The following is a 17,010-nucleotide window of genomic DNA, read 5'->3' as shown; positions in this document are numbered from 1 at the left end:
GGGTTTCCTCTCCGGAGCTCCGTACGGGACCCCGTCACCCTACAAACGCCCTCCGACGCGCGTCCGCCCCCGGGGTCGGTCCGGGGGCGGCGGCCGGCCGGATCACACGATGCCGAACACGATCCCGGCGGCGAGCACGACCAGCGAGGTGAGGGCGGCCCATTTCACGGTGAACCGGGTGTGGTCGCCGAACTCGACCTTCGCCATGCCGACGAGCACGTACACGGCGGGCACCAGCGGGCTGGACATGTGCAGGGCCTGCCCGACGAGGGAGGCGCGGGCGATCTCCAGCGGGGAGACCCCGTGCGCGGCGCCGGCCTCGGCGAGGACGGGCAGGACGCCGAAGTAGAAGCCGTCGTTGGACATGAAGTAGGTCAGGGGCAGGCTGAGCAGGCCGGTGACCAGGGCCATGTGCGGGCCCATCGCGTCGGGCACGGCCCCCACCAGCCAGTCGGCCATGTCCTTGACCATGCCGGTGCCGGTGAGGACCCCGGTGAACACGGCGGCGGCGAAGACCATGCCGGAGACGTTGAGGACGTTGTCGGCGTGGGCCGCGAGCCGGGCCTTCTGGTCGGGCATGTGGGGGAAGTTGACGGTGAGGGCGACGGCGGCGGCGATCAGGAAGAGGACGGGGATCGGCAGCAGTTCGGTGATCATCGCGGCGAGGAGGGCGAGGGTGAGGGCCGCGTTGAACCAGTACAGGCGGGGGCGGAGGGTGGGTCGGTGCGGGTCGAGGCCCTCGAAGGCGGCCGGGGCGTCGGGCTCGGCCGCGGGGGTCCCGTCGGCGTCGCCGCCCGCGCCGGCGCTCGGACGCGGGCCGACGGCGCAGGGGGCGGAGGCGGAGGGGCCGGCGGTGGCGAGGGCGGGCTCGGCGGGGGCTTCGACGGGGAGCGCGAGGGTGCCCAGCCGGCGGCGTTCGCGCAGGCCGAGGATCCAGGCGAGGAGGAACACGAAGAGCAGGCCGACGGCGAGGGCGGGGATCATCGGGACGAAGATGTCGCCGGCGTCCAGGCCGAGCGCGGTGGCGGCGCGGGCGGTGGGACCGCCCCAGGGCAGGGTGTTCATGACCCCGTTGGCGGTGGCCGCGACGCCGGTGAGCACGACGAGGCTGAGCCCGAGGCGTTTGTAGAGGGGGTACATGGCCGAGACGGTGATCATGAAGGTGGTGGAGCCGTCGCCGTCGAGGGAGACGATCGCGGCGAGCACGGCGGTGCCCACGACCACGCGCACCGGGTCCGCCTTGCAGAAGCGCAGGATGCCCCGGACGATCGGGTCGAAGAGGCCCACGTCGATCATGAGGCCGAAGTAGACGATGGCGAACATCAGCATGGCGGCGGTCGGCGCGAGTTTGCCGACCCCCTCGATGACGTAGTCGCCGAGTTGCGCGCCGTCGCCGACGAGCACGCAGAAGAGCACGGGGACGAGCACGAGCGCCGCGATCGGCGACATCTTCTTCATCATGATCAGGACCAGGAAGGTCGCGATCATCGCGAAACCGAGGAGGGTCGACATGCGGGGAACGTACGGTCGGCCGCTTCGGGCCCACAAGGGATGAGCCCGTGCGCAATATGAGCTAAACCGCAGCTCAGGGCGGTGCGATGGGTCAGTGGTCGAGAACCCGGGCGAGGTAGGCGTGCATCATCGCGCGGGTCTCGGCGACGATCGCGGGGTCCCCGGCGGGGTCGGTGCGGAAGGCGAGGCGGACGAGGGCGTCGGTGGCCTCGACGGCCACGAGCACGGCCCGGGTGAGGGCGGGCTCGGGGGTCCGGCCGAGGTGGGCGCAGAGCAGGGCGGTGATCCGGTCGGCGACGAGGGGGTTGGGGTCGGCCTCGGGTCCGGCGGGGCCCGTCGGGGGCCCTTCGCCGGCGCCGGGCCCGGGTGCGCCGGCGGCGCCGGGCGGGGCCGGGGGCACGCCGAAGTCCACCAGGGCGAACCCGGGCACGGAGCGTTTCATCGCGAGGTACTCGTCGAGGACGGCGTCCACCACGGGCCGCCAGTGGCCGGTGGGCAGGGTGCGCAGCCGGCGGGCGATGCCGGCGGCGTAGCTGTCGAGGTTGCGGTGGGCGAGGGCCTGGGCCATGGCGCGTTTGTTGCCGAAGAAGCGGTAGACGGAGCCGATGGGCACGCCGGCGCGTTGGGCGACCAGGCGGGTGCTGAGGTTCTCGTATCCGGTCTCGTCGAGCACCTCGGCGCAGGCGTCGAGGATCCGGGCGAGCCGGTCGGCGCTGCGCTGTTGGACGGGGGTGCGGCGCAGGGGCGGGTGGGGGTGGGACACAGGGACCATGATGCCGCGCTCCCGGATCAGTTGAGCAGCAGGGCGATGCCCCCGGTGGTGTAGACGATCATCAGGGCGAGCAGCGGGAGTTGGCCGGCGACGGCCCGGGCGGGCGGGAAGAGGCGCACGGCGCGGTCGTGGGCGGCGATCACGCCGAGGACGTGCCCGGTGACGACGGCGCCGACCTGGAGGGCGGCCAGGGTGCCGGGGGCGAGGGGTGGTTCGGGGGCGGGCGGGTCCTGGGCGCCGAGGGCGAGGGCCAGGGTGCGGGGGCCCTCGGTGAGGAAGAGCGAGACGTAGTGGGCGACGAGGTAGCCCAGGGCGATGGGGACGAGGGAGTGCGCGAAGGCGGTGAGGGGGCCGGGGTGGGGGCCGCTGACCAGGCGGGTGGCGAGCGTGCACAGGGCGTAGAGGGCGGCGACGAGGAGGACGGCGCCGAGCAGGCCGAGGCCGGCGGTGGTGGTGCGGCCCAGGGGCGAGGTCTGGACGGTGTCGATCCAGCGGGGGTGGTCGGAGAACCCGTCGTAGGCGGTGGAGCCGAGGAGCACGCAGACCACGGCGACGAGCCCGGGGCGGCCGGGGGTGCCGTCGAGCCCGTGGAAGGGGCCGCGCAGCACGAGCCGCCGGTCGGGGGTGCGGCGGCCCAGGGGGGAGAGGCGGGCCAGGAGGGTGGAGTAGGCGTCGAAGGCGTCGGCCTCGTCGAACCAGCGGGGGCCGTGGCGGGCGGCGCAGCCCAGGTGGAGGGCGGCGTAGCCGAGGCCGGCGGCGAGCAGCAGGCGGGTGTCGGCGGGGTCGGGGGCGACGAGTTCGAGCCAGGTGAACCCGAACAGCCCGGCGGCGGCCGGCCACAGGCCCAGTCGGGCGGGGATCGGGCGGTGCGCGGGGTCGCGGCCGCGGATCCGGCGCAGGGCGAGAGAGCCGAGGGCGTGCAGGGTGCGCAGGGGGTTGAGGAGGCGCCAGACGGGGCCGAGGAGCAGGGAGGCGGGCACGAGGCCCACCCAGAACAGCACGTAGACGGCGCCGGCGGCCGGGTTGCGGCCGGGGTCCTCGGGGCCGAACAGCAGGTGGGCGAGGAGGCCGAGGGCGGCGAGCAGGCCGAGGGCGCGCAGGGTGTGGCGGGTGGCGGGGGCGTCGGCGGCGCGGGCGAGGGCGGCGGGCAGGGGGCGGCCGGCCGCGTCGCCCCGGAAGCGGGAGGCGGACCAGAGCAGGCCGAGGGCGAGGAAGGAGACGAAGAGGGCGGTGAAGGCGCCGGCGAAGGCGTAGAAGGGGGAGACGGGCAGGTCGTGCCGGGAGCCGACGCCGTGCGCGAGGGGGATCACCGGACCAGGAGTTGGGTCAGGACCAGGGCGGTCTCGTGGGTCTCGACCTCGAAGAGGCCGGTGCGGTCGACGGTGAGGACGAGGGTGGCGGGGCGGCCGGCGGGCAGGGCGAGTTCCTTGTCGTAGCCGTGCACGTGGAGGGTGTCCGCGCGGTCGCTGGTGACGGTGAGGGCCACGCGCTGACCCTTGGTGAGGTTGGTGCGGCCGGGCGCGGGGGTGACCTTGCCGTCGCGGACGCCGATGGTGACGGTGCGGTCGACGGCGGGGGCGGCCGGGGGTGTGCTCGGGGCCGGGGCGGTGGGGGCGGAGGCCCCGGGGTGGGGGTGGGAGCCGGTGGCGCCGTCGGAGGTGAGGTCGGCGGCGGCCTGGACGGGTTTGCCGGCGACGGCCCAGGCGGTGTGGTCGTCGGCGTAGAGGCGGACGGTGAGGGTGTGCCGGCCGGCGGGCACCCGGTCGGCGGGGAGGTGGAACCAGGGGCCGTACAGGCGGGCGATCTTGCGGCCGTCGAGTTCGAGGTGGGCGTGGCCGGCGGCGGGGACGGCGGCGCCGCCGACGCTGTCGGGGGTGAAGGCGAAGTTCTCGGTGGTGAGGTGGAGGTTCCAGCCGTCCTCGCTGTCGGGGCGGACGGCGAGGGTGACCTCGGGGGCGCCGGCGGCGGGGACCTGGCGGAGTTTGTGGCCGGCGCCGTCGTCGGCGGCCAGGAGGGTGCCGACGGCGCCGGTGGCCTGTTCGTGGGTGGTGCCGGGTTTGTGGTGGGTGGTGGCCCGGCCGCCGCAGCCGGCCAGCAGGAGCACGAGGACGGCGAGGGCGCCGGCGGCCCGGCCGGCGGTGGTGGTCGGGGCGGGACGACGAGTGGTGCGCGTGGGGCGGGTCATCGGGGGCCCTCCTCGTCGCGGGCGGGGTGCGGGGCGGGACGGGCGGCGCGGGCCCGTGCTGCGGGGGCGGGGCCGGTGGGCACGGGGGCGCGGTCCCCGGCCGGGTCCCCGCCGTTCCCGGGCGGGGCGGCGGGCACGGCGGGTCCGGGTCGGGCGGAGGCCACGACCGCCCACAGCACCCAGACCACGGCGATCAGGCCGCGGATCCAGGCGGGTGAGAGCGGGATCCAGGGGATCATCAGGACGGCCTTGTCGAAGGCGTCGAGCAGGGTGAGGGCGCCCAGCAGCAGGGTCAGGCGGGCGAGCCAGGGCCGGGCGGGGCGCAGGGCGAGGCCGGTGCCCGCCCACCACAGGCCGAGCAGGAGCAGGCCGAGGGCGGGCACGGGGCCGGCGGCGAGGCCGGTGGTGGTGCCGGCCACGTCGAGGCCGAGGCCGAGCAGCCCGAGGAGGGCGGCGGCGCCGGCGAGGCGGGAGCGGCGCAGCCGCCGGTGCCACAGGATGCCGCCGACCAGCAGCAGGACGGCGGCGACGCCGAGGGCGAGTTGGGTCTCGACGCGGGCGAGGCCGGTGGCCCCGTACCAGTCGCAGCCGGCGGGCAGGCGGCGGGCCTGGACGTTGTAGTCGGCGCAGATCAGGAGCTGGACGAGTTTGACGGGTTCGCCGACGAGGCGGGCGGAGGCGCCGGAGACCTCGCCGCGCGCGGCCCCGCAGACGGGCGGGGCGCCGGGGCTGGTGCCGGCGGCGTCGGCTTGCCAGCAGTTGCCGCTGCCCTGGCCGTCCCACCACACGTCGGTGGCGTTGGGGCGGGGGTTGCCGCTCTTGTCGCGGCCGAGGACGTTGCCGGCGTAGCGGTTGTGGTGGGAGGTGTCGGCCTGTTTGGCCCATGCCTCCTCGCCGCGGATGAAGGCGGGGACGGCGCTGAGGTAGAAGGCGGTGCGTTCGTGGCCGTAGACCCAGTTGTCCTCGTAGAGGTTCCAGTTGCCGCCGGCGGTGATGATGCCGCTGCCGGGGGGCATGGAGATCTGCGGGCAGACCACGCCGCGTTCGTAGCCGCGCTCGATGGGGGGTTTGGCGCAGGTGCCGTCGGCGACGTGGCGGTAGTAGTCCTGGTTGTTGTCGTGGATGTCGTTGCGTTCGAACCTGGCGTGGTTCTGCGGGAGTCCGGGGTGGCCGGGGAAGGCGCTGTCCATGGAGGCGCCGCCCATGTTGTGGTCGAACTCGTTGTCGTGGACCCAGACGGAGTCGCCGGCGGTGCCGGAGTAGCCGACCATGTTGTGGTGGCTGCGGCAGCCGGTGATCTCGATGGAGTAGCGGGGCACGTCGTAGCCGCGGCCGTCGTTGATGTTCGAGGCGCTGCCGGGGTAGATGCCGGAGTCGCCGTTGCCGTAGGACTCGCAGTTCTTGTACAGGCCGTGGTCGGAGGCGAAGGTCAGGAAGCCGTACTCGTCGTTCCAGCGGGTGAGCACGTCGTCGATGACGAAGCCGTCGCCGGCGAGCACGTACAGCGAGTTGAACGTGGTGCGCTGGGCGGTGAAGTTGCGGAAGTAGATCCCGTGGGACTGGTCGGCGCGGATCGCGTTGAGCTTGCGGTACTTGGCGTCGATGACCACGTCCTCGCGGGAGGCTCCGGTGCCCTCGATCTGGAGGTTCTTCTTCCCCATGATCGCGACGAGGTTCTGGTTGTGGGGGCAGGCGTTCTGCTGTTCCCAGCTGAGGATCTGGTAGCCGAGGGAGGAGTTGGGGGCGCTGAGCTTCGCGCAGGCCCCGGTGGGCGCGGGCAGCGAGGGCTCCTCCTCGTAGAGGCCGGGGAGGATCGCGATGTTCACGCCGGGGCGGTCCACGCGGTCCACGGCCTGCTGGAGGTGGCGGCTGCCCTCTTTCTGGCAGCGGTCCCACAGGGTGAGGTTGCGGGTCCTGAGCTCGGCGGGGTAGCCGGAGATCCGGCGTTCGAACTCGGCCCGGTCGGTCTTGCAGACGAGCAGGTCGGGTTCGCCGGTGCGGTGGGCGGGCACGGAACCGGAGCCGTCGGGGAAGGTGACGGGGCGTTCCTCGTGGGCGAGGGCGGGGGGCGCGGCGGCCAGGACGGCGCCGAGCGACAGGAGCGCGAGGAGGGCGGCGAGGAGCGCCGCCGGCACGGCAGGGAACCTGCGGGTCCACGACATGCGCGAGAGAGTAGAGCAACGCTCACCTTTTGGGATCCCCCCGCGCACCAACTCCTCGCGCTCGCGACCCGCCGGTCAACCGTTGACGCCGGGGCGGCGGGAATCCTACTGTCGACCATAGGATTGCAACGACGAGAGTGGAGCGATCATGAGCGAGCGGGCGGCCGAGACGGCCCGGAAGACCGCGGCCGGGCTGACGTACCTGACCGGCTTCGGCAACGAGCACGCCACCGAGGCCGTCCCCGGCGCCCTCCCCCACGGCCGCAACTCCCCCCAGCGCGCCCCCCTGGGCCTGTACGCCGAACAGCTCAGCGGCAGCGCCTTCACCGAGCCCCGCGCCCACACCCGGCGCTCCTGGCTGTACCGGATCCGACCCTCGGCCGCGCATCCCGCCTTCACCCGGATCGACAACGGCGCCCTGGCCGCCGGTCCCTTCGACGAGCGCGTCCCCGACCCCAACCGGCTGCGCTGGAACCCGCTGCCCGAGCCCGCCCCCGGCACCGACTGGCTCGCCGGCCTGTGGACCCTGGGCGGCAACGGCGACCCGACCGCCCGCGACGGCATGGCCGTGCACCTCTACGCCGCCAACGCCCCCATGGAGCGGGTCTTCGGGAACTCCGACGGCGAACTGCTGATCGTGCCCGAGCGCGGCGGCCTGCTGCTGCGCACCGAGCTGGGCCTGCTCGCGGTCGGCCCCGGCGAGATCGCCCTGATCCCGCGCGGGGTCCGGTTCCGCGTGGACCTCCTCGACGGCACCGCCCGCGGCTACGTCTGCGAGAACTACGGCCGCCCCTTCGAGCTGCCCGAGCTGGGCCCGATCGGCGCCAACGGCCTGGCCGCCGCCCGCGACTTCCGTGCCCCCGCGGCCGCGTACGAGGACGTGGAGGAGCCGGTGGAGGTGGTCAACAAGTTCTGCGGGAACCTCTGGTCGGCCCGCTACGAGCACTCCCCCCTCGACGTGGTCGCCTGGCACGGCACCCACGCGCCGTACGTCTACGACCTGCGCCGGTTCAACGTGATCGGGACGATCAGCCACGACCACCCCGACCCGTCGATCTTCACCGTGCTCACCTCCCCCACCGACACCCCCGGGCTCGCGAACGCCGACTTCGTGGTCTTCGCCCCGCGCTGGCTGGTCGGCGAGGACACCTTCCGGCCGCCCTACTTCCACCGCAACGTGATGAGCGAGTACATGGGCCTGATCGAGGGGGCCTACGACGCCAAGGCCGAGGGCTTCGTGCCCGGCGGCGGCTCGCTGCACAACATGATGTCCGCGCACGGCCCGGACCGGGACACCTTCGACAAGGCGAGCGCCGCCGAACTGCGTCCGCAGCGCGTGGACGACGGCCTGGCCTTCATGTTCGAGACCCGCCGCCCCATCACCACCACCGCCCGCGCCGCCGACGCCGACCACCTCCAGCGGGGGTACGACGAGGTCTGGCAGGGTCTGGAGCGCCACTTCCGCACGGAGGAGAACCGCTCGTGACCGTCTTCGCCCCCGACTCCCTGGTCCTGAACCGCAAGCTCCCCCTCTGGTACCAGGTCTCGCAGTCCCTGCGGGCCTCGATACTCGGGCGCGGTCCGGACGCCCCGCTGCGCCTGCCCACCGAGGAACGGCTCGCGGAGCACTACGGGGTGAGCGTGCTGACCATGCGGCAGGCGCTCAAGGAGTTGGAGGCGGAGGGCCTGATCAGCCGGCACCGCCGGCGCGGCACCTTCATCGAACCGGGGGCCCGGCGCGGGTCCCCGGTCCGGCTGCTGGGCTCGGTGGACGCCATCGTCGCCCAACAGTCCGGGGAGGTCACCACCGTGCTCGGCAGCGCGACCGGCCCGGTCCCGGGCGACCTGGCCGAGTACTTCCCCGACACCCCGGAGGTGGTCACCTTCCGCCGGCTGCGCCGCGACGAGGAGACCGGGGAGCCCACCAACTGGGCCGAGAACGCGGTCCTGCCCGGGCCCGCCGCCGCGATCACCGCCGCCGACCTGGAGCGGCAGCCGATGACCAAGGTGCTGCGGGACGTGGTCGGGGTGCGGATCAGCCGGATCACCGACACGGTCGAGGCCCGCCTCGCCGACCCGCTCACCGCCGAACTCCTCGACGTGCCCCTGCTCAGCCCGATCCTGCACTACACCGGCGTCACCTACGACGAGCACGGCCGCGTGGTGGACGTGGCCCGCATCCGCTACCGAGGCGACCGCTTCTCCTTCACCGTCACCGTCGAATCCCCGTAGACCGTCTCCGCCCCGGCCGCTCGCGGGCGGGGGCGGGATCGGGGCAGGATGGCGCATGGACACCACGCGCCCCGTCGGGGCCCCGCAGCCGCTGCCGTTGGACGGGTTGACCGTCGTCACCGTCGAGCACGCGATCTCCGCCCCCTTCGCCACCCGCCAGCTCGCCGACCTCGGCGCCCGGGTGGTCAAGGTGGAGCGGCCCGACGGCGGGGACTTCGCACGGGGCTACGACACCGCAGCCGCCGGGCTGGCCTCGCACTTCGTGTGGGCGAACCGGGGCAAGGAGTCGGTGGCCCTGAACCTCAAGGACCCGCGCGGCCTGGCCCTGGCCCGCCGGCTGATCGCCGACGCCGACGTGTTCGTGCAGAACCTCTCGCACGGCGCCGCCGCCCGGCTCGGCCTGGACGCCGCGACCCTGTGCGCCGAGCACCCCCGGCTGATCGCCGTCGACCTCTCCGGCTACGGCCCGACCGGCCCCTACTCGCACAAGCGGGCCTACGACATGCTCGTGCAGTGCGAGGCCGGCCTGGTCTCCGTCACCGGCACCCCCGACTCCCCCGTCAAGGCCGGCATCCCGGTCGCCGACATCGCCGCCGCCATGTACGCCCTGACCGGGGTGCTGGCCGCGCTGGTGCGGCGCGGGGTCACGGGACGCGGGGGCGTGGTGGAGGTGTCGATGCTGGACGCGCTCGCCGAGTGGATGGGGCACCCGCTGCACCACACCCTGCACGGCGGGACCGCCCCGGCCCGCACCGGGCTGGCGCACGCCGTGATCAGCCCCTACGACGCCTATCCGACGGCCGACGGCACCCCGGTGCTGCTCGCCGTGCAGAACGATCGGGAGTGGGCGCGGCTGGCGCGGGAGGTGTTGGGGGATCCGGGGCTCGCGACGGACCCGGCGTACGCCACGAACGCGGCCCGCACGGCCCGGCGGGCGGAGGTGGACGCGCTGGTGGGCGGGGCGCTCGCGAAGCTGACGGCCGGGGATGCGGTGGCGGCGCTGGAAGCGGCCGGGGTGGCGTGCGCGCGGCTGAACACGCTCGCGGACGTGGGGTCGCACCCGCAGTTGGCGGCCCGGGACCGGTGGCGGTCGGTGGACACGCCGGTGGGGCCCCTGGCGGCCTTGCGCCCGCCGGTGGGGCTGCCGGACGGGCCGGAGGCGCGGATGGGGGCGGTGCCGGGGTTGGGTGCCCACACCGACGCCGTGTTGCGGGCCCTGGGGATGACGGACCCGGAGATCGCGGCGCTGCGCCGGGAGGGGGTGACCGCCTGACCGCCCGGGTTCCGGGCGGTCCTCGCGTGACGGTCGGGGCCGAGGTCGTACGGGGACGGGGCGGGGTCAGCCTCGGCGGCTGCCGAAGAGCGTGCGCCGCAGGCGGCGCAGGGGAGCGAAGAGCGAGACCCGCTCGTTCCGGCTCCGCCCCTGGCGGGCGTGGTCGCGGGTGGTCAGCTCGCGCATCAGCAGGGTGGCCTCGGCCGTCTCCCGGTGCGGGACGGCGGGGCCGCCGAGCACCGCGAGGTGACGGTCGAGGCGCTTGCTGGTCGCGCCGCTGCCGCAGTTGATGGCAGGCACGCGGGGCGGCCTGCTGCGCATTGCTATCTGTTCCATGATCTCTCCCCACCCGTACGAGGGCACCCGGCCCGGGCAGGGTAACCCTATCGCCCCGACGCGGGGGTCGGGTATCCCGCTCGTGTGAATTGCCCTGTAACAGAACGGTAGTTGACTGTCACTCAGTGCGACGGACCGTCACCCTCCGTGTGAATTCGCGGGCCCCGGCGGCCCGCTCGCCGGTTCCGGTGTCGACGGGGCCCCGTGCGGGTAACGTTGAGTGATCGTCGCACGACCGGGCGTACGCCGATCCGTTCGCGCGTTCGCTCCATCACCCTTCCGTCGATTCTCGACCGGACGTACGGAACGTCACATCGCTGCGGGGAGGCTCCGTGACCGAGGACCGGATCGTCGCCGGCCGCTACCGCCTGCTGGGGCCGGTGGGGCGGGGCGGGATGGGCGTGGTGTGGCGCGCCCGGGACGAGGTGTTGGCGCGGGAGGTGGCCGTCAAGGAGGTGCGGCCGGCCTCGGGCGCGGACCCGCAGGAGGCGGCGCGGTGGTACGCGCGGCTGGAACGGGAGGCGTGGGCGGCGGCGCGGGTCTCCCACCGGGGGGTGGTGACGGTCTACGACGTGGTCACCGAGGCGGGCCGGCCGTGGATCGTGATGGAGCTGGTGCGGGGCATCTCGCTGGCCGAGACCCTGGAGGCGGACGGGCCGATGGAGCCGGGCCGGGTCGCGGCGCTGGGCGAGCGGCTGGCGGAGGCCCTGGCGGCGGCGCACGCGGCGGGGGTGCTGCACCGGGACGTGAAGCCCGCGAACGTGCTGATCGGCAACGACGGGCGGGTGGTGCTGACGGACTTCGGGATCGCCCGGTACGCGGGGGCCACCGCGCTGACCCTGACCGGCGAGCTGGTGGGCTCCCCCGAGTACCTGGCGCCGGAGCGGGTGCTGGGCGGGGAGGTGGGGCCGGCCTCCGACCTGTGGTCCCTGGGCGCCCTGCTGTACGCGGCGGTGGAGGGGGTCTCGCCGTTCCGGCGGGCGAGTCCGCCGGAGACGGTGTGGGCGGCGGTGGGCGAGGAGCCCACGCCGGCGCGCCGGGCGGGCCCGCTGGCCCCCGTGCTGACCGGGCTGCTGCACAAGGACCCGGGGCGCCGGCTGTCGGCCTCGGCGGCGGCCGGGCTGCTGCGGGCCGTCGCGGCCGAGCGCCCGGGGGGACGGACCACGACGGGCACCGGCGGGATCGGTTCCGCCGCGGGATCGGGATCGGGGTCGGGGTCGGGGTCGGCGGGGGCCTCGGCGCGTTCCGGGTCCGCGCACGGGCCGGCCGGGGTGCCGCTCGGCGCCGGCGGGGCCGGGATCCGGGAGGGCCTCGGCCGGCTCGCGGGTCCGGCGCGGGCGCCGGGGGGCCGGGCGGGCGGGGACGCGGGGCGGGCGGCGGCCCCGGACTGGAGCGGTTTCGATCCGCGCGCCGAACCCTTCGCGATGGCCGCGCCCGGGGAGTCGGGCGGGGCAGCCGGGGACCCGGACCCGAAGGGCTACCGGGCCCAGGAGCGGGCCACGCTCCGGGCCGCCGGGTTCGCGGGTCTCGGGCTGCTGCTGCTCGTGGCCCTGGTGGTGGGCGGGTGGTGGGCGCTGCGCACGGAGGCCGCGGCCGGGTCGGCGGGCCCGGGGCCGGGCCGGGGCGCCGCGAGCGGGGAGGGCCGGTCGGGAACGGCGGACCCGAAGGCGGCGGCGCCGGGACGGAGCGCCCGGGGCGGGGCGCCGGCGGAGCCGGACCCGGGCGCCGGCACGCAGACGGCGACCCGGGTGCGGGTGACGGCGGCCGGGGAGCCGGGCCGGTACGAGGGGGTCTGCCCGCCGGGGGCGGCGGCCCCGCTGGTGGCGGTGACGTTGACGGTGGACCGGACCCCGGCGCTGGTCTCCTACCGGTGGGTGGACCGGGACGGCACGGCCCTGTCGGAGCCGACCACCCTGCGCTGGGGGTCGGGGGACCCGCTCGCGCGGACCCTGAGCCGGGCGGTGGGCGGAGCGGTCACGGGGGCGGGCCCGCACACGCCGGCGGCGGTGCGGCTGGAGACGAGCACCCCGGAGACGGCGGCCTCGCCGTGGCTGGAGGTGCGGGTGGTGTGCGGTTCTGGGGTGGACCCGGGTCCGGATCCCGGCGGGCCCTCGGCCACGGCCTCGTCCCCGGGCGGGGAGCCGGGCACGCCGCCGGGGCCGGAGCCCTCGGCCTCGGCCTCCGCTCCCCCGGGCGGTCCGGGCGGTCCGGGCCCGGGCGATCCCGAGCCGCGTCCCTCCACCGGGACCGGGCCGGGCCCCGACCCGACCTGAGCGCTCGCGCGCGGGGTCGGACCGGGGCCCGGACGGGTCGGATCGGGTCGGGTCGGGTCAGGCGGCGGAGCGGAAGACCGGGAGGTAGCCGCCGGACTGGCCGGTGGCCGTCGGGTGGTAGGACTCGCCGATGTTGGTCCAGTTGACGCTGTTGAGCCAGGAGGCCGAGGAGCAGATCTCGTGGCCGGTGAAGGTGCCGACCACGGAGGAGAAGGTGAACCCGTGGGCGGCGGCGCGGCGTTGCACGGCCGCGTTGAGGTAGTCGGCGGCGCCGTTGATGGCGGAGCGTTCGGTCTCGGAGAGCCCGGCGACGCAGGTGCCGTTCAGCTTGTAGAAGCGGGGGTAGCCCAGGACCACCACCTTGGCGTTCGGGGCCTTGGCGCGGATCGCGTCGTAGACCTGGTCGAGTTTGCCGGGCAGGGTGCTGTCCACGTAGCCCTTGGCCTGGTTGACGCGGCCGACGCAGGTGGCCTCGGACTGGAGCACGCAGGTGGTCATGACGTCGGAGAAGCCCGCGTCGTTGCCGCCGACGGTGATGCTCACGAGGTCGGTGGCGGAGGTGAGCGGGCCGAGTTGGCCGGTGCGCACGTCGTCGGTGCGGGCGCCGGAGCAGGCGGTGAAGGCGAAGGAGGCGGGGGCGTTGGCGGCGGCCCACAGGGCCGGGTAGGCGCGCGTGGTGCGTTTGCAGTTCCCGCTGCCGGAGTCGTACCCGCCGGCGCCGACGCCGGAGGAGTAGGAGTCCCCAACGGCGACGTAGTCCACGCCGGCGGCGGGGGCGGCGGTCGCGGGCGCGGCGCCGAGGAGGGCGGCGCCGAGGGCGAGGAGGAGGGAGGACGTGAGGGCGGCCGATCGCGACATTCTCATGTGCGGTCTCCTGTGTGGGGGTTGGGCGTCCTGGGGTTGTGTACCGGCGGAACGGTCCGAGCGGAAGTGTTCATGCCAAAAATGACGAGGGCGGGACGGGGTCACGAGGACCGCGCGACGCCCCGGGAACGCCAACGCGAACACCCCCCGACGGGATGCGGGGTGACGGCCCGCCGGCCGCCCGTCGGCGCCCCGGTCGACGAAAGACGGGTGCGGGGCGGGCCCGCGTGCCCGATCATGGCGCCATGTCAGCAGCAGACCCGCACCACGTCCTGCCGATCCGCCTCACCGTCGACGACAGCGATTCGCCGACCGACGTCGTCGACGCCCTCTTCCTCGCCCGGTTCGCGACCGGCGAGCAGCCCTACTCGCACAGCGTCAGCCTCGACCGGGTGAAACCGGAGGCCACGTTGCTGCCGCCGGCCGCGACCGTGCTGCGCGCGACCCGGGACAGCGACCGCAGCGCCCTGCTCGCCGAGGGGGAGGGCTGGACCCTGCTCGTCTCCCGCTGGAGCCGGGGCGCGGACGTCACCGTGACCGCCGTCTCGGAGGAGTTGGCGGCCGAGGTGCTCGGCCGGGCCACCGACGGGGTCAAGGACGAGCCCGCGCCGCAGCCCGAGAACGTCACCATGGGCTTCTGGTACGTCTCGCCCCGGCGCGGCCCGTACCGCAGCACCCGGCAGATCTCGGCCGGCACCTGGCCCGAGGTGCGGCCCAACTACACGGCGCCGGTGGCCGGGGCCCTGGACCGGCTCATGAAGGTGACCCCCGACGACATCGCGGGCCGGCTGCTGCTGTTGCACGGGCCGCCCGGCACCGGCAAGACCTCGGCGCTGCGCACCCTGGCCCGGTCCTGGCGCGACTGGTGCCAGGTGGACTGCGTGCTGGACCCGGAGCGGCTCTTCAACGACGTGGGCTACCTGATGGACATCGCGATCGGGGAGGACGAGGGCACCGCGAAGGGCCGGTGGCGGCTGCTGCTGTTGGAGGACTGCGACGAACTGATCCGGGGCGAGGCCCGGCACACCGCCGGGCAGGCCCTGTCCCGGCTGCTGAACCTGACCGACGGTCTGCTCGGGCAGGGCCGCAACGTGCTGGTCGGCGTGACCACCAACGAGGACCTGGAGCGGCTGCACCCCGCCGTGGTCCGACCCGGGCGCTGTCTGGCCCGGATCGAGGTGGGCCGGCTCACCCGGCCGGAGGCGGTGGAGTGGCTGGGCCGGGAGGAGGGCGTGCCGCGCGAGGGCGCCACCCTGGCGGAGCTGTACGCGCTGCGCCGGGGCGGCCCGTCCGGCGCCCTGCTCCCGGACCAGCCCGAGGGCGAACGGGCCGGGATGTACCTCTGAGGGGCGGGGCTCAGCCGGTGCGTCGGGAGCGCAGGGCCTCGGTCACGGCGGCCAGCGCCTCGGTCTCCGTCAGCCCGAGCCGCAGCGCGAGCGCGGCGTACTCCCCGGCCGCCTCGGCGATCCGACGGGCCGGGCCCTCCCCGGTCGCGGCCACGAGGGTGCCGTGCCGGCCCCGGGTCTCGACCACCCCGTCGGACTCCAGGGCCCGGTACGCCTTGGCCACGGTGTTGGCCGCCAGCCCCAGCTCCTCGGCCAGCGCCCGGACCGAGGGCAGCCGCAGACCCACCGGCAGTTCCCCGGAGCGGGCGCCCTCGGTGACCTGCGCGCGCAGTTGCTCGAAGGGCGGGAGGGAGCCGGCCGGGTCGATCACCGGGTGGAAGGCCACCGGCGCGGGGGCGACGGCGGGCACGGACGGGGACGCGTTCTTCGGCGCACGGGCCGACGGGCTCGGGGACACGCCCCGATTCTCGCGCACCCGCGTCCCGGCCCCGCCCGACCCCGGCCGGGCACGGAGAAAACCGGGTGAAAGGGGGTCGGGTACGGGCGTAGCGTCGACGGCATGATCAATGGTTCGTTGTCCGTACGGGTGCGCGAACTGCGCACCGCAGACCGATCCGACGCAGAGGCCGCGGCCCGGATCCGGTCCGTGACCCTGCCCTGGCTGCCGACCATGGCCGACGACGTCTCCTTCCGCCTCGCCACCGCCGGCGACGCCTCCGGGCTGCGGATGTGGCTGGCCGAGACCGAGGAGGGCCGGGCGGTCGGCGTCGCCTCGGCCGAGCTCGTCGAGGACAGTCCGACGGCCGGTCAGGCCCGGCTCTCGGTGGACGTGCTGCCCGAGGCCCGGGGCCTGGGCGCGGGCGGCGCCCTGTTCGCCGCCGCCGAGGAGCACCTGGCCCGGCTGGGCGCCCGTGACCTGTTCGTCTGGGTGCCGGACGAGGCCGAGCCGCGGGCGTTCGCCGAGCGGCGCGGGTTCTCCCCGGGCCGCTCGGCGAGCTTCCTGAGCCTGGACCTGACCACGGGCACCCCCGCCGACCCGGGGCCGCCGCCGCCCGGGGTGACACTGAGGCCGGCCTCGGACTGGGCGGCCGACCCGCACCCGATGTTCCTGCTGGACGCGGCGGTCAGCGCCGACGAACCGGGGGACGTGGAGGTGGAGTTCGCGGACTTCGCGTGGTGGCGCACCCACGTGTGGAACAGTCCGGCGCTGGATCCCGAGCTGACCCTCGTGGTCCTCGTCGACGGGCGGCCGGCGGCCTTCACCGCGGGCCGGATCGACGGCGCGGGCCGGTACGCGACGGGCATGACCGGCACCCTCGCGGAGTTCCGGGGCCGGGGACTGGCCCGGCTCGCGAAGACCCACGCCCTGCGCCTGGCCCGGGGGCGCGGCGCGCACACGGCGCTGACCGGCAACGACAACGGCAACGCGCCGATGCTCGCCGTGAACACCTCTCTGGGGTACGCGGTGGCCTCCGGCGAGACCCGGTTCGCGCGCCGGGCCGAGGAGTCGGCGTGAGCGGCGGGGGCGGGGGCGTCGGGCCCGCGAGCGTGACGGTCTCTCTGGTGAAGGCCGGCCGGCTGAAGATCGCGTACCCGGCCGAGCCGGTGGCCGCGCGGGGCTCGCGGATCACGGTGCGCGCGCCGTGGGCCGCGCCCGGGACCCGGGACTTCGGCTTCGTGCGCTTCGCCCCGGGGGACGTGTTCGTGGAGCACTACTGGAGCGACCGGTGGTTCGCGGTGAAGGAGGTGTGGGACGGGGCGGGGGTCCTCAAGGGCTGGTACTGCGACGTGACCCGCCCGGCCGAGGTGACCCCGGCCGGTCCGGACGGCACCGGGGCGCGGATCACGGTGGAGGACCTGGACCTCGACCTGTGGGTGTCGGCGGACGGCGGGTCGGTGCTGCGGCTGGACGAGGACGAGTTCGCGGCGAGCGGCCTGGCCGAGCGGGACCCGGCGGCGGCCGCCGCGGCCTCGGCGGCCCTGGACGAACTGGAGGGCTGGGCGCGCGGACCGGGCCTGCGGGCCCTGCTCGACGCGGACACCGGGGCCTGAGCG

15 protein-coding genes are annotated in these 17,010 nt (G+C 75.4%); 7 read left to right on the top strand and 8 right to left on the bottom strand.

Annotated features, from left to right (window positions below):
- Positions 1-102: 102 nt before the first annotated feature.
- From ACN20G_RS22055 to ACN20G_RS22035, 5 genes are all read right to left on the bottom strand, one after another.
- Positions 103-1,512, bottom strand: a complete 1,410-nt coding sequence (locus ACN20G_RS22055) for a CitMHS family transporter (protein ID WP_424214535.1) — start codon at positions 1,510-1,512, stop codon at positions 103-105.
- A gap of 91 nt (positions 1,513-1,603) precedes the next feature.
- Positions 1,604-2,284, bottom strand: coding sequence for a TetR family transcriptional regulator (locus ACN20G_RS22050; protein WP_424214534.1), 681 nt, complete (start codon positions 2,282-2,284; stop codon positions 1,604-1,606).
- A 17-nt stretch (positions 2,285-2,301) separates the two neighbouring features.
- Positions 2,302-3,594, bottom strand: coding sequence for a hypothetical protein (locus tag ACN20G_RS22045; RefSeq protein ID WP_424214533.1), 1,293 nt, complete (start codon positions 3,592-3,594; stop codon positions 2,302-2,304).
- Positions 3,591-4,469, bottom strand: coding sequence for a hypothetical protein (locus ACN20G_RS22040; RefSeq protein WP_424214532.1), 879 nt, complete (start codon positions 4,467-4,469; stop codon positions 3,591-3,593). Before ACN20G_RS22040 ends, ACN20G_RS22045 begins: the two co-directional genes overlap by 4 nt.
- Positions 4,466-6,631, bottom strand: coding sequence for a right-handed parallel beta-helix repeat-containing protein (locus ACN20G_RS22035; RefSeq protein ID WP_424214531.1), 2,166 nt, complete (start codon positions 6,629-6,631; stop codon positions 4,466-4,468). Before ACN20G_RS22035 ends, ACN20G_RS22040 begins: the two co-directional genes overlap by 4 nt.
- Before the next feature lie 148 nt (positions 6,632-6,779).
- On the opposite strand from ACN20G_RS22035, the gene hmgA reads away from it, so the two are divergent.
- The 3 genes from hmgA to ACN20G_RS22020 are packed head-to-tail and all read left to right on the top strand — an operon-like array spanning position 6,780 to position 10,136.
- Positions 6,780-8,117 (top strand): homogentisate 1,2-dioxygenase, encoded by a 1,338-nt coding sequence (hmgA, locus tag ACN20G_RS22030; RefSeq protein WP_424214530.1) that lies wholly within the window; start codon positions 6,780-6,782, stop codon positions 8,115-8,117.
- Positions 8,114-8,863 carry a GntR family transcriptional regulator gene (locus tag ACN20G_RS22025; protein ID WP_424214529.1) on the top strand — a complete coding sequence of 250 codons (750 nt, stop codon included), beginning with the start codon at positions 8,114-8,116 and terminating at the stop codon, positions 8,861-8,863. Before hmgA ends, ACN20G_RS22025 begins: the two co-directional genes overlap by 4 nt.
- A gap of 55 nt (positions 8,864-8,918) precedes the next feature.
- Positions 8,919-10,136 carry a CaiB/BaiF CoA transferase family protein gene (locus ACN20G_RS22020; protein WP_424214528.1) on the top strand — a complete coding sequence of 406 codons (1,218 nt, stop codon included), beginning with the start codon at positions 8,919-8,921 and terminating at the stop codon, positions 10,134-10,136.
- A gap of 66 nt (positions 10,137-10,202) precedes the next feature.
- Here the strand turns inward: ACN20G_RS22020 and ACN20G_RS22015 are convergent, their stop codons facing one another.
- Entirely contained in the window at positions 10,203-10,472 is a 270-nt protein-coding gene (locus ACN20G_RS22015; RefSeq protein WP_424214527.1) for a hypothetical protein, read from the bottom strand.
- 332 nt (positions 10,473-10,804) lie between these two features.
- On the opposite strand from ACN20G_RS22015, the gene ACN20G_RS22010 reads away from it, so the two are divergent.
- Positions 10,805-12,745 (top strand): serine/threonine-protein kinase, encoded by a 1,941-nt coding sequence (locus ACN20G_RS22010; protein WP_424214526.1) that lies wholly within the window; start codon positions 10,805-10,807, stop codon positions 12,743-12,745.
- A 57-nt stretch (positions 12,746-12,802) separates the two neighbouring features.
- On the opposite strand, the gene ACN20G_RS22005 is transcribed toward ACN20G_RS22010, so the two are convergent.
- A complete protein-coding gene (locus tag ACN20G_RS22005; RefSeq protein ID WP_424214525.1) occupies positions 12,803-13,609 on the bottom strand; it encodes an SGNH/GDSL hydrolase family protein in 807 nt (268 codons plus the stop codon).
- Positions 13,610-13,854: 245 nt separating this feature from the next.
- On the opposite strand from ACN20G_RS22005, the gene ACN20G_RS22000 reads away from it, so the two are divergent.
- Positions 13,855-14,955 (top strand): DUF5925 domain-containing protein, encoded by a 1,101-nt coding sequence (locus ACN20G_RS22000; protein WP_424214524.1) that lies wholly within the window; start codon positions 13,855-13,857, stop codon positions 14,953-14,955.
- A gap of 10 nt (positions 14,956-14,965) precedes the next feature.
- On the opposite strand, the gene ACN20G_RS21995 is transcribed toward ACN20G_RS22000, so the two are convergent.
- Positions 14,966-15,340: a GntR family transcriptional regulator gene (locus tag ACN20G_RS21995; protein WP_424215632.1), complete on the bottom strand. Its 375-nt coding sequence runs from the start codon at positions 15,338-15,340 to the stop codon at positions 14,966-14,968.
- A gap of 174 nt (positions 15,341-15,514) precedes the next feature.
- Here ACN20G_RS21995 and ACN20G_RS21990 point away from each other — a divergent pair, with 174 nt between their 5' ends.
- Together ACN20G_RS21990 and ACN20G_RS21985 are read left to right on the top strand one after the other, a co-directional pair.
- Positions 15,515-16,471: a GNAT family N-acetyltransferase gene (locus ACN20G_RS21990; RefSeq protein WP_424214523.1), complete on the top strand. Its 957-nt coding sequence runs from the start codon at positions 15,515-15,517 to the stop codon at positions 16,469-16,471.
- Positions 16,468-17,007, top strand: a complete 540-nt coding sequence (locus ACN20G_RS21985; protein ID WP_424214522.1) for a DUF402 domain-containing protein — start codon at positions 16,468-16,470, stop codon at positions 17,005-17,007. Before ACN20G_RS21990 ends, ACN20G_RS21985 begins: the two co-directional genes overlap by 4 nt.
- The last annotated feature ends 3 nt before the right edge of the window (positions 17,008-17,010 follow it).

It is taken from the genome of Streptomyces dryopteridis (genome assembly GCF_049606955.1).
Taxonomy (GTDB): Bacteria; Actinomycetota; Actinomycetes; order Streptomycetales; family Streptomycetaceae; genus Streptomyces.
Note: the sequence above shows the minus strand (reverse complement) of the source record. Positions and strands in the feature narration are given on the sequence as shown.